11 protein-coding genes are annotated in these 12,789 nt (G+C 66.8%); 9 read left to right on the forward strand and 2 right to left on the reverse strand.

What is annotated here, in order from left to right; all coding sequences use genetic code 11:
- Window positions 1-101 precede the first annotated feature (101 nt).
- Both maiA and pgeF read left to right on the forward strand, forming a co-directional pair.
- Window positions 102-785, forward strand: coding sequence for a maleylacetoacetate isomerase (gene maiA / locus RD110_RS06355; RefSeq protein ID WP_076197746.1), 684 nt, complete (start codon window positions 102-104; stop codon window positions 783-785).
- The gene (pgeF, locus tag RD110_RS06360) at window positions 782-1,573 is read left to right on the forward strand and encodes a peptidoglycan editing factor PgeF (RefSeq protein WP_076197748.1); all 792 of its coding nucleotides are present in this window, start codon (window positions 782-784) and stop codon (window positions 1,571-1,573) included. Before maiA ends, pgeF begins: the two co-directional genes overlap by 4 nt.
- Here pgeF and RD110_RS06365 read toward each other — a convergent pair.
- On the reverse strand, window positions 1,505-1,819 hold the full coding sequence (locus RD110_RS06365) for a hypothetical protein (protein WP_076197750.1): 315 nt from the start codon (window positions 1,817-1,819) through the stop codon (window positions 1,505-1,507). The two genes, pgeF and RD110_RS06365, sit on opposite strands and share 69 nt — an antisense overlap.
- Before the next feature lie 83 nt (window positions 1,820-1,902).
- Here RD110_RS06365 and phaC point away from each other — a divergent pair, with 83 nt between their 5' ends.
- The 6 genes from phaC (at window position 1,903) to RD110_RS06395 (ending at window position 10,702) form a co-directional block, all read left to right on the forward strand.
- On the forward strand, window positions 1,903-3,666 hold the full coding sequence (gene phaC, locus RD110_RS06370; protein ID WP_076197752.1) for a class I poly(R)-hydroxyalkanoic acid synthase: 1,764 nt from the start codon (window positions 1,903-1,905) through the stop codon (window positions 3,664-3,666).
- 178 nt (window positions 3,667-3,844) lie between these two features.
- A complete protein-coding gene (locus RD110_RS06375; RefSeq protein WP_076204489.1) occupies window positions 3,845-5,023 on the forward strand; it encodes an acetyl-CoA C-acetyltransferase in 1,179 nt (392 codons plus the stop codon).
- A gap of 128 nt (window positions 5,024-5,151) precedes the next feature.
- On the forward strand, window positions 5,152-5,889 hold the full coding sequence (phbB, locus tag RD110_RS06380; protein WP_076197754.1) for an acetoacetyl-CoA reductase: 738 nt from the start codon (window positions 5,152-5,154) through the stop codon (window positions 5,887-5,889).
- Between the two features lie 146 nt (window positions 5,890-6,035).
- Window positions 6,036-8,246, forward strand: a complete 2,211-nt coding sequence (locus RD110_RS06385; RefSeq protein WP_076197756.1) for a phosphocholine-specific phospholipase C — start codon at window positions 6,036-6,038, stop codon at window positions 8,244-8,246.
- A gap of 50 nt (window positions 8,247-8,296) precedes the next feature.
- Window positions 8,297-8,938, forward strand: coding sequence for a choice-of-anchor R domain-containing protein (locus RD110_RS06390; protein ID WP_076197758.1), 642 nt, complete (start codon window positions 8,297-8,299; stop codon window positions 8,936-8,938).
- Between the two features lie 54 nt (window positions 8,939-8,992).
- Window positions 8,993-10,702: a cation:proton antiporter domain-containing protein gene (locus RD110_RS06395; protein ID WP_076197760.1), complete on the forward strand. Its 1,710-nt coding sequence runs from the start codon at window positions 8,993-8,995 to the stop codon at window positions 10,700-10,702.
- Window positions 10,703-10,723: 21 nt separating this feature from the next.
- Here the strand turns inward: RD110_RS06395 and RD110_RS06400 are convergent, their stop codons facing one another.
- A complete protein-coding gene (locus RD110_RS06400) occupies window positions 10,724-11,719 on the reverse strand; it encodes an SLAC1 anion channel family protein (RefSeq protein WP_239467188.1) in 996 nt (331 codons plus the stop codon).
- Between the two features lie 110 nt (window positions 11,720-11,829).
- Between RD110_RS06400 and RD110_RS06405 the strand changes: the two genes are divergently transcribed.
- Window positions 11,830-12,783 carry a GlxA family transcriptional regulator gene (locus tag RD110_RS06405; protein ID WP_076197764.1) on the forward strand — a complete coding sequence of 318 codons (954 nt, stop codon included), beginning with the start codon at window positions 11,830-11,832 and terminating at the stop codon, window positions 12,781-12,783.
- Window positions 12,784-12,789 lie beyond the last annotated feature (6 nt).

Consider the following 12,789-nt stretch of genomic DNA (forward strand, 5'->3'; position numbering starts at 1 on the left):
TCCGGCGTGCAGTCGGCGCGCGCTGACGACCGCTGTAGGCTGCGGGCCTGAGCGTACGCATCGCATCACCCGGACAAAGCGCGGAGAATCGCCATCGAACCATGAAACTGCACAACTACTTCCGTTCTTCCGCCTCGTACCGTGTGCGCATCGCGCTCGCGCTCAAGGAACTGCCCTACGAGTACATCGCGGTGCATCTGGTCAAGGGTGAGCAGCGCGCCCCCGCGCATGCGGCGATCTCGCCCGATCGCCTGGTGCCGGTGCTCGAGGTGGACGGGCATTTCCTGCCACAGTCGATGGCCATCATCGAATACCTCGACGAGCGCCATCCAGCGCCGGCGCTGCTGCCCACCGACGCCATGGCCCGGGCCCAGGTGCGCGCGCTGGCGCAACTGATCGCCTGCGAGGTGCACCCCGTCACCAACCTTCGCGTCCTGAAATACCTCACGACCGAGTTGCGGCACGACGAGGCCGAAAAGAACGCCTGGTACCACCATTGGTGCCGGCAGGGCCTTGAAGCCTTCGAGCGTCAACTCGAGTTGCTGGCGCGTCAACGGGAGCGCGACGGCCTGGCGGCATCGCGTCATTGCTTCGGCGATGCCCCGACGCTGGCCGACTGCTGCCTCGTGCCGCAGATCTACAACGCGCGGCGCTTCGAAGTGCCGCTCGACGGTTTGCCGCGCGCCATGGCCGCGGTGCAGGCTTGCGAGGCCTTGCCCGCATTCCAGAAGGCCCACCCTTCGCAGTGTCCCGATGCGCCGGATGCCGCCGGCCCCGCGCCATGAGCAACCCGCATCCGGATTGGCTGCGGCCCGCCTGGCCCGCGCCCGCCAACGTGCAGGCCATCTTCACCACCCGCGCCGGCGGTGTGTCCGCCGCCCCCTTCGATCGCTTGAACCTCGGCGACCACGTGAACGATGCGCCCGAGGCCGTGCTGGCCAACCGGGCCGTGCTGAAAGCGGCGATCACCGCCGAGCCGGTGTTCCTGCAGCAGGTGCATGGCACCCGGGTCGCCGCACTCGACACGGCGCCACGCGGCGGGCCCATCGTTTCCGATGCCTGTCTTGCCACGCAGCCCGGCCTGGCCTGCACCATCATGGTCGCCGACTGCCTGCCGGTGCTGTTCAGCAACCGCCAGGGTTCGGCCGTGGCGGCGGCACATGCGGGTTGGCGCGGCCTGGCCGGCGAGCAGGGGCTGGGCGTGCTGGAGTCGACCGTCAACGCTCTCCTCCAAGCCGCGGGGCCGGGCGCCTGCGTGTCCGACATGATTGCCTGGCTCGGGCCGTGCATCGGGCCCGAGGCCTTCGAAGTCGGTGACGAGGTGAGGGCGGCCTTCGTGGCGTGGCAGGCCGATGCCGCGGCCCTGTTCCGTGCGGGCCGGCCCGGCAAGTGGTTCGCCGATCTGCCCGGCTTGGCGCGGCTGAGGCTACGGGCGCTCGGCTTCGCGAATGTGCAGATTCACGGAAATGACGGCAGCCCGGCGTGGTGCACCGTGCACAACCCGTCAAGGTTCTTTTCGTACCGGCGCGAAGGTCTCACCGGCCGCATGGCCGCCTGCGTCTGGCTCGCCTGAAGCCCGGGCCAGCGCGGCGTGCTCGGCGTGCTCGGCGATTGCCCTTGCACGTTCGGCGGCCTCCCGCGCCTTGGCCCGGCGGCGCCGGCCCGGGCTCCCCATCAGGTAAACCACCAGTGCCACAGGTGCCGCTCCATAGAGTACAAAGGTGATCACGCCGCCCAGCACGGTGCCGGTGGTGTTGGTGGCTTCTGCCACCGACATCATCAGGGCGACGTAGATCCACGCGATTACAACTAGGTACATGTATGGCGCTTGCCTCTCGGTGATGACTCTGTGAAAATCTCGGGTTAACCCTAATAACTAGACCATTTGCGTGAGGAGACCACATGCATTCTGAGCCAGACTGGGCCGCCGCGGCCCGTCAATTCCAGCAGACGATGAACACATCGTTGACCGATGGCTGGAGCAAATCACTGGCCCAGGCCACCCAGGCATTCCAGTCCGCCGGCACGGCGGCCGTCGCCGAAAACGGCACGCTCGCGAGTCTTCCCAAGATCGCATTCTCGCCGGTCAAGCTGCAGGCCCTGCAGCAGCAATACCTCGAGGAATCAGCCAAGCTGTGGAACATCGGCATGGACGCCGATTCGATCGTCAAGGACCGCCGCTTCGCCGACCAGGCCTGGGGCAGTAACCCGTTCGCCGCCTTCTCGGCCGCGGCTTATCTGCTAAACACACGCACGCTGATGGGCCTGGCGGAGGCCGTCGAGGCCGACGACAAAACCAAGGCGCGCATCCGCTTCGCCATCGAGCAGACCACGGCGGCCTCGGCGCCGAGCAACTTCCTCGCCTTCAATGCGCATGCGCAGAAGGTGGCGCTCGAGACCCAGGGCGAGAGCATTGCCAAGGGCCTGAAGAACCTGATGCACGACATCCAGCAGGGCCATGTGTCGATGACCGACGAGAGCCTGTTCGAGGTCGGGCGCAACGTCGCCACCACCGAGGGCGCGGTGGTGTTCGAGAACGAACTTTTCCAGCTCATCGAGTACAAGCCGATCCCGGCCGAGGGTGCAACGGCGAAATCCGCGACCAAGGTCTACGAACGCCCGCTGCTGCTGGTGCCGCCGTGCATCAACAAGTACTACATCCTCGACCTGCAGCCCGAAAATTCGCTGATCCGCTACGCCGTGGCGCAAGGGCATCGCACCTTCGTGGTGAGCTGGCGCAACCCCGACAAGACGCTGGGCCACAAGACCTGGGACGACTACATCGAGGAAGCCGCGATCAAGGCCATCCACGTGACGCAGGAGATCGCCGGCACCGACACCATCAACACCCTCGGCTTCTGTGTCGGTGGCACCATCCTCACCACCGCGCTGGCGGTGCTGGCCGCGCGCGGCGAAAAGCCAGCCGAAAGCGTGACGCTGCTGACCACGCTGCTGGACTTCAGCGACACCGGCATCCTGGACCTGTTCATCGACGAGGGCATGGTGGCCTACCGCGAGATGCAGATGGGCAAGGGCGGCCTGCTGCCCGGCGGCGAACTGGCCTCGACCTTCAGCTTCCTGCGGCCGAACGACCTGGTGTGGAACTACGTGGTGGGCAACTACCTCAAGGGTGAAACGCCGCCGCCGTTCGACCTGCTGTACTGGAACAGCGACGCCACCAACCTGCCCGGGCCGTTCTACGCCTGGTACCTGCGCAACACCTACCTGGAAAACCGCCTCATCGAAGCCGGCCATACCACGGTGTGCGGCGAGAAGATCGACCTGGGCAAGGTCGACATGCCGGCCTACATCTACGGTTCGCGCGAAGACCACATCGTGCCGATCAACTCGGCCTATGCGTCCACCCAGCACCTGCCAGGCAAGAAGCGTTTCGTGATGGGCGCCTCCGGCCACATCGCCGGGGTGATCAATCCGCCGGCCAAGAAGAAGCGCAGCCACTGGACCAATGCCTCGGCCAAGTTCCCGGCCGACCTGCAGGACTGGCTCGCCGGTGCCACCGAGCATCCCGGCAGCTGGTGGACCGACTGGGCGGCCTGGCTCAAGGGCCACGCTGGCAAGCAAATTGCTGCGCCCGCCAATTATGGCAAGGGCAAGTACAAGGCGATCGAGGCCGCACCAGGCCGCTACGTCAAGGCACGGGCTTGAACTTCGGCCCGTGGACCGGCATCTGACCTGCGTCAACCACGTCCAACAGAAACAGCCAAAGAATGCAGTGAATCTGGAGCGCCGCCACAAGCGGGCCTCCATGCCAACAACCAACGGCATCGCCACTTCCGATCACGAGGTTGCGCGGTCCAACACCATCAACAAACAGGAGCAAACCATGGAAGACATCGTCATCGTTTCAGCAGCCCGCACCGCCGTGGGCAAATTCGGCGGAAGCCTGGCCAAGATTGCGGCCACCGAACTCGGCGCCGCCGTCATCAAGGAAGTGCTCGCGCGCAGCGGCCTGGCGGCCGAGCAGATCAATGAAGTCATCATGGGCCAGGTGCTGGCCGCGGGCGCGGGCCAGAACCCGGCACGCCAGGCCGTCATCAAGAGCGGCCTGAGCCAGGGCACGCCGGGCCTCACCATCAACGCCGTCTGCGGCTCGGGCCTGAAGTCCGTGATGCTGGCCGCGCAGGCCGTGGCCTACGGCGACAGCGAGATCGTGATCGCCGGCGGCCAGGAGAACATGAGCGCCGCGCCGCACGTGCTGCTGGGTTCGCGCGACGGCCAACGCATGGGCGACTGGAAACTCACCGACACCATGATCACCGACGGCCTGTGGGACGTGTACAACCAGTACCACATGGGCATCACCGCCGAGAACGTCGCCAAGAAATACGGCATCACGCGCGAGATGCAGGACGCGCTGGCCCTGGCCAGCCAGCAGAAGGCGGCCGCCGCGCAGGAAGCTGGCAAGTTCAAGGACGAGATCGTGCCGATCACCATTCCGCAGAAGAAGGGTGACCCGGTGGTCTTCGCCAACGACGAGTTCATCAACAAGAAGACCACGGCCGAAGCCCTGGCCGGCCTGCGTCCCGCCTTCGACAAGGCTGGCGGCGTGACCGCGGGGAATGCATCGGGCATCAACGACGGCGCCGCCGCCGTGATGGTGATGACGGCCAAGAAGGCCGCCGCGCTCGGCCTGAAGCCGCTCGGCCGTATCGCGAGCTTCGCCACCGTCGGGCTCGACCCGGCCATCATGGGCATGGGCCCGGTGCCGGCCGCCAAGAAGGCGCTGGAGCGCGCTGGCTGGAAGCCCCAGGACCTGGACCTGCTGGAAATCAACGAAGCCTTCGCCGCACAGGCCTGTGCCGTGAACAACGAGATGGGCTGGGACACGAGCAAGGTCAACGTCAATGGCGGCGCGATCGCGATTGGTCACCCGATTGGTGCATCCGGTTGCCGCATTCTGGTCACGCTGCTGCACGAAATGGGTCGGCGCGACGCGAAGAAGGGCATCGCCTCCCTGTGCATCGGTGGCGGCATGGGAGTTGCCCTAACTATCGAACGCTGATTTAGCGAACACAATCATCCGACAGGGGCCGCAGGGAGGAAGCGCGGCCGCTGCCGGATGCGTGCCGACCCCTTGTGGTCGCTCGCCACGCGTTTATTGATCATTCGAAAGAGCAAGAGGAAAAAATCATGAGCCAAAAAGTAGCGTACGTCACCGGAGGGATGGGTGGGATCGGGACCGCCATCTGCCAGCGTCTGCACCAGGAAGGCTTCAAAGTCATCGCCGGCTGTGGCCCGACCCGCGACCACGCCAAGTGGCTCGCCGAGCAGGCTGCGCAGGGCTTCACTTTCTACGCGTCGGTCGGCAACGTGGGTTCTTGGGATTCCACCGTCGAAGCCTTCACCAAGACCAAGGCCGAACATGGCACGATCGACGTGCTGGTCAACAACGCCGGCATCACCAAGGATCGCATGTTCCTGAAGATGAGCCGCGAAGACTGGGATTCGGTGATCGAGACCAACCTCAACAGCATGTTCAACGTCACCAAGCAGGTGGTGGCCGACATGGTGGAAAAAGGCTGGGGCCGCATCATCAACATCTCGTCGGTGAACGGCGAAAAAGGCCAGGCTGGCCAGACCAACTACTCAGCCGCCAAGGCCGGCATGCACGGTTTCTCGATGGCCCTGGCGCAGGAACTGGCCACCAAGGGCGTGACGGTCAACACCGTGAGCCCGGGCTACATCGGTACCGACATGGTCAACGCGATCCGCGAAGACGTGCTGGCCAAGATCGTCGCCACCGTGCCGGTGAAGCGCCTGGGCAAGCCGAGCGAAATCGCCTCCATCATTGCCTGGCTGGCATCCGAAGAAGGTGGCTACGCGACCGGCGCGGACTTCTCCGTCAACGGCGGCCTGCACATGGGCTGAGGCTGTACTTCGACTCTGGAAAACCCGCCTCGTGCGGGTTTTTTTACGCCCGCGTTTTGCGCACCGCTGACACGGCTTTGAAATACCCCGTCTACACAATCCCGAAGGTGCCCCCCACAAAACCGACATCCAACAGGAGGAATCCCATGACCACCATCGATCGCCGCGCCATCCTGCGCGGCATGGCCGCCCTCGGCACCACGGCCGCGCTGCCCGACAGCATCAAGCAGGCCTTGGCGATTCCCGCCGCCGGCACCACCGGCACCATCGAGGACGTGAAGCACATCGTCGTGCTGATGCAGGAGAACCGCTCCTTCGACCATTATTTCGGCACGTTGCGCGGCGTGCGTGGCTTCAGCGATCCGCGTGCGGTGAAGCTCTATGGCTCGGGCAACTCCGTGTTCCAGCAACCCAACCTCAACAGCCAGGGCGTGCCGCAGACGCCCAACACCGTCCTGCCGTTCCACCCCACCGCAGCCAATCTCGGCCAGCAGTTCCTCACCGGTCTGCCGCACGGCTGGTCCGACGCGCACACCGCCTGGAACAACGGCCATAACGACCGCTGGGTGCCGGCCAAGGGCAAGAGCACCATGGCTTACCTGCAGCGCGCGGACATTCCGTTCTATTACGCGCTGGCCGATGCCTTCACCATCTGCGACGCCTACCACTGCTCGATCATGGCCTCGACCGATCCCAACCGCTACTACCTGTGGAGCGGCTGGTGTGGCCAGAACGGCACCTTGCCTGGCGGCATCGACGTGCCAAACACCGGCAGCACACCTGGTGTGATCCCGCTCACCTCCGGCGGCAACGGCACCGCGCCCAACGGGCCCGTGGTCAATAACGCCGAGGCCGGCTACGGCTGGGCCACCTACCCCGAACGCCTGCAGCAGGCCGGCATCTCCTGGAAGATCTACCAGGACATCGGCCATGGGTTGGACGCGGCCGGCAGCTGGGGCTGGGACGGCCAGAACCCTTACATCGGCAACTACGGCGACAACGCGCTGCTGTACTTCAACCAGTACCGCACGGCCCAGCCCGGCAGCCCGCTCTATGACAAGGCGCGCACCGGCACCAACATGCTCAACGGCGGCGCCTTCAACAACGGCACGTTCTTCGACCAGCTCAAGAACGACGTGATGAACAACACGCTGCCGCAGGTGTCGTGGATCGCCGCACCCGAAGCCTACAGCGAGCATTCGAACTGGCCCACGAGCTATGGCATGTGGTACATCCAGAACGTGCTCAACGCGCTCACGTCGAACCCGGCCGTCTGGGCCAGCACGGTGTTCATCATCTGCTTCGACGAGAACGACGGCTTCTTCGACCACGTGGTCGCGCCGACGGCGCCGGCGTCGGCGGCGCAAGGCCTGTCCACCGTCAGCACCGCCAACGAGCTGTATCCCGGTGCCAGCGCCAGCTACATGGCCGGCCCGTACGGACTTGGCGCACGCGTGCCGATGCTGGTGATCTCGCCCTGGAGCAAGGGCGGCTGGGTGAATTCGCAGACCTTCGACCACACCTCGATCATTCGCTTCATCGAGAAACGCTTCGGTGTGATCGAGCCCAACATCACGCCATGGCGCCGCGCCGTCTGCGGCGACCTGACCAGCACACTGGACTTCTCCATCGCCAACGCCTCGGCCGCGCGGCTGCCGAGCACGGCCACGCTCGCCGCGCCCCAGTCCGACATCGTCGCCGGCAAGAAGTACGCGACCTATGTGCCGGCCTTGCCGTCCAATCAGGTGATGCCGGTGCAGGAGCCGGGCCAGCGCCTGGCGCGCGCACTGCCCTACGAACTGCAGGTCGACTGGCGCGCTCTGCCGGGCAACCTCACGTTCGGCCTGACTTTCACCAACACCGGCCGGGCCGGTGCCTGGCTGCATGTGCGCACCGCCAACGGGACCAGGGCCGGCGATTCCACCGGCCCCTGGGGCTATACCGTGGAGAGCGGCAAATCGCTCGCCGACACCTTCACCGCGGCCACGGGCGGCGCCTACGACGTCGCGGTGCACGGGCCGAACGGCTTCTACCGCGCGTTCGCGGGCAGCGTCGAAGCCTCTGCGGCCAAGCTGGCCTGCCGCACGGTGTACGACGCCATCGGCGGCGGCCTGTCGCTGGTGGTGACCAATGCCGGCACGGCATCGACCACGGTCACCATCACCGACCGCTACACCAACGCCACCTCGCACCAGACCGTGGCGCCGGGCGCGAGCTTCCGTTCCGACTGGAGCCTGCAGACCACCTCGCGCTGGTACGACCTGGCGGTGACGGCCAGCACCGACGCACGTTTCTTCGCGCAGTTCGCCGGCCATGTGGAGACCGGGGCCGACGGCCTCAGCGATCCCCTGCTCTGACTGCTTTCGAAGCGACATCGACCCCGTCTCACCTATATCCAGGAATTCACATGTCTTTCTCTTTGCCAAACATCCTGCGCGCCGCGTCCACCGTCGTGGCTGGCTTCGCGCTGTGCGCCGTGGCGGCCCAGGCCAGCCCGGTCTACGACAACCTCGGTGCGAGCCAGGTCGGCTCCGATCCCATCTACAGCTACGGCCCGATCGCCAATTCGTTCAACACCGGCGCCAACGGCTCGGGCTTCCTCACCGGATTCAAGGCCCTGCTAGGCAACGGCAGCACGGCCATCGTCGGCGACATCAGGGTCAGCCTGCATGCCGACGGCGCGAACGCCCCGGGCGCGGAACTGGTTTCGCTCGGCAGCCTGTCGAGCGCCGATGTCGCCACCGGCGGCTTCGCGGCCTACGGCTTCGCACCGGTCAGCGCGTTCCAGCTGGCGGCCAACACCACCTACTGGATCGAGATCGAATCCACCAGTGCCAACGACATCTTCTGGTCGTGGTCGGACGATCTGCTTGCACTCGGCGTGGCCGGCCAGTCCAACTACAGCGCGGTGCTCGGCACCAATGCCAACAGCGCCAGCTTCGGCCCTTACCAGATGGCCGTCGAAGTACCGGAGCCCGCTTCGCTGGCCCTGGTGTTCATGGGGCTGTCGATGATGGCGGTCACCGCCCAGCGCCGCCGCCGGCGCTGAAGACAAAGCCCCGCGTGGGGTCTGTTCCAGAGGCAATGTAGTAAATTGCCACACATGCCCCACAGTGTTTCCCTCATCAGCACCATCGCCGCCGGCCTGGGCCTCGCCCTGGTGCTGGGCATGCTCGCCGTCCGGCTGAAACTGCCCGCGCTCGTGGGCTACCTGTTGGCCGGCGTGGTCATCGGGCCGTTCACGCCGGGCTTCGTGGCCGACGCCAGCATTGCCAGCCAGCTGTCCGAGATCGGCGTGATGCTGCTGATGTTCGGCGTGGGCCTGCATTTCTCGCTCGACGACCTGCTGGCCGTGCGCAAGATCGCCGTGCCGGGCGCCGTGGTGCAGATGACGGTGGCCACGGCGCTGGGTATGGGGCTGGCGCACTGGTGGGGCTGGAACCTCGGCGGCGCGCTGGTGTTCGGGCTGTCGCTGTCGGTGGCGAGCACGGTGGTGCTGCTGCGCGCGCTCGAAGGCCGGGGCGTGCTCGACAGCTTCAACGGCCGCATCGCGGTCGGCTGGCTGGTGGTCGAAGACCTGGCGATGGTGCTGGTGCTGGTGTTGTTGCCGCCGCTGGGGGGCATGCTGGCCGGCAACGGCGGCGGTGATTTCTCGGGCCTGTGGCGCACGCTCGGCCTCACGCTGCTGCAGGTCGGCGGCTTCATCGCGCTGATGCTGGTGGTGGGCCGGCGCTTCTTCCCTTGGGTGTTGTGGCAGGTGCAGCGCACCGGCTCACGCGAGCTGTTCACGCTGTGCGTGGTGGCCGCGGCGGTGAGCATCGCCTTCGGCTCCACGGCGCTGTTCGGCGTGTCGTTCGCGCTCGGTGCTTTCTTCGCCGGCATGGTGATGCGCGAGTCCGAGTTCAGCCACCGCGCGGCCGAGGAATCGCTGCCGTTGCGCGATGCTTTCGCCGTGCTGTTCTTCGTCTCGGTCGGCATGCTGTTCGACCCGTGGGTGCTGGTCGAGCGGCCGCTGCAGGTGCTGGCGGTGGTGGGCATCATCGTGGTCGGCAAGTCGCTGGCGGCCGGCCTGCTGGTGCTGGCCTTCCGTTATCCGCTGAACACGGCGCTCACCGTGTCGGCCAGCCTGGCGCAGATCGGCGAGTTCTCGTTCATCCTGATCGGCCTGGGGGCCTCCATGGGGCTGCTGCCGCCCGAGGGCCAGAGCCTGGTGCTGGCCGGTGCGCTGATCTCCATCGCGTTGAACCAGCTCACCTTCACCATGGTCGAGCCGCTGCAGCAATGGATCCTGGCCAAGTCGGCGTATGCGCGCCGGCTGGAGGCGCGCGACGACCCGATGGCCGAACTGCCCACCACCACGGAGGAGAAATACCTGTCACGCCAGGTGGTGCTGGTCGGTTACGGCCGCGTCGGCCGGCGCATCGCCAGCGCCATGCAGGCGCACCACATCGCGTTCGTGGTGGCCGAGCAGAACCGCGAGGTCGTCGAGAAGCTGCGCGCGGAAGGGATCGCCGCGGTGTACGGCGACGCCTCCGAGCCCGCGGTGCTGATCCAGGCCCACATCGCCAACGCGCGCATGCTCGTCATCGCCACGCCCGATTCGCTCAACGTGCGCCAGATGATCGCCACCGCGCGGGCCCTGAATCCCGCCATCGAGACCGTGGTGCGCACGCACAACGAGACCGAGGCGCGCCTGCTCGAGGAGGAAGACGCGGGCAAGGTGTTCCTCGGCGAGCACGAACTGGCGCAGTCGATGATGCGTTATGTGCTGGAGCGCTCCGCGCCGGGCCATTCGGCCAAGGTAGCGGCCTGACTCCCACACCGGGCGGCCGGCTCAGGCCAACAGTTTCCCGTTGAGCGCGATCTGCACGGTGCGCACTGTGAGGACCGCCAGGGCCAGGCTCAGCGCACCCAGGAGCAGCATGGCCAGCAGCCACAGCGGCGCGCTGGCGCGGTGCGCGGCGTACTTCAACGCGGCATTGGCCAGGGCCGCCATCGGAAAGCCGATGGCCCACCAGGCCGGGGAGAACGGGACGCCCGGGCGGAACACCTTGGGCGCGACCACGGCGAACATGAACAGCGCGAAATAGAACAGCAGCGCGGCGAAGCGGTCGATTTCGCCGACGATGTTGCTGTACGCCAGGAAGCCCACGGCGAACGGGGCCACCAGAATCATCAGCGACGGCGCCATGCCGGCCGGCAGAGGATGGTGGTGCACCAGGCGGCTGACGATCATCCCGAAGAGCACCAGAGCCAGTACGGCCCCGATCGCGGCCGCGAGCAGATTGACCTCCGAGGTCCAGGCCATCGGCATCTGGGCGCCGGTGACGGGGATGTCTAGCGTGGCCACGCAGGGGATGATCCAGGCCGGCACGGCGTGCGACGCGTCCACCTGCCCCTTGAGCAGCCGCGAGACCACCACGAAGCACAGCACCAGCGTCGCCAGCAGGCCCACGCTCCACAAGGCCTGCGCGGCGGCGGGCTGGTAGGGTCCCACGATGGCGGAGAGCAACAGAAGGGAGATCACGATGGTGCCGAAGAAGTTGCCGGACACGGGATGGTGGAATTCTGCGGCCACGGCCTCGCGGTGCCGGGCGAACTTCAGCAGGTAGCTGCACGCGACCAGCAGGAAGACGCCGACCGCCAGCGCGCCGATGGCCTCCCCGATCCATGCCGGTGCGCCAAGGCCCTGGTGCGCGATGCGCCACGCCAGAGCCAGGCCCGAGAGTCCCATCACCGAGGCGAACAGGTTCACCGGCAGATTTCGCACCGAGGCTTCGCGGGGCGGACGAAGGGCGGCCGAAGCCGGGGGGATGGAAGGACTTTGCAAAACGGACTCCTCTGGCAGAATTTGCATGGATAGATAGTTTCTGCCAGACTGTCCGCACCATCGTTCCAAACCCGCGGCGTTTCCTGCCAAACACCGGGCCATCTCCGCCAATGCGCGTCGCCATCCTCGCCTTTCCCCGTTTTCAGCTGCTCGACGTCGCCGGGCCGGCCGATGTTTTCCAGGAGGCATCGCGCCAGCTCGGCAGGCCCGATGCCTACCGGGTTCAACTGATCGGCGCCAAGGGCGGCATGTTGCGCAGCAGCGGCGGGTTGCGCATGGCCGTGGACGCGACGGTGGCCACGCAACGCGGCGCCATCGATACCCTGCTCATCGCCGGCAGCCCCGACATCGAGGACATGGCCAGCGACGCGAAGCTGCAGGACTGGCTGCGGCGCCAGGCCCGCACCGTGCGGCGTTATGGCTCGGTCTGTACCGGCGCCTTCGTGCTGGCGGCGGCCGGGCTGCTCGAGGGCAAACGCGTGGCCACGCACTGGAACGCCACCGCGCGGCTGGCGGCGGCCTGTCCGGCGGCGCGCGTCGAAGCGGACGCTATCCACGTGCAGGACGGCAGGCTCTTCACCTCGGCCGGGGTGACGGCCGGCATGGACCTGGCGCTGGCGATGGTGGAGGAAGACCATGGCCGCGAGCTCGCACTGCGCGTGGCGCGCGAGCTGGTGATGTTCCTGAAACGGCCCGGCGGCCAGAGCCAGTTCAGTGCCCACCTGGCGGCGCAGACGGCGGAGCGCTCCAGCGTGCGCGAGGTGCAGGACCACGTGCTCGCGCACCTGAAGGACGATCTGTCGGTGCCGGTGCTGGCCTCGGTCGCCGGCATGAGCGACAGGAATTTCGCGCGGATCTTCCGCAGCGAGACCGGGACCACGCCAGCGGATTTTGTCGAGCAAGCCAGGATCGACGCGGCGCGCCGCCTGGCGGAGGAAACCGACCTGCCCGCCAAGCGCCTGGCCGACATGGTGGGTTATGCGAACGTGGACGGCTTCCGGCGGGCGTTCGGGCGGCGCCTGGGGGTAAGCCTGGCGGAGTACCGGCGGCGCTTTGCGCGATGAAAACTG

Origin of the sequence: Rhodoferax koreense (assembly GCF_001955695.1) — a bacterium.
Classification (GTDB): domain Bacteria; phylum Pseudomonadota; class Gammaproteobacteria; order Burkholderiales; family Burkholderiaceae_C; genus Rhodoferax_B; species Rhodoferax_B koreensis.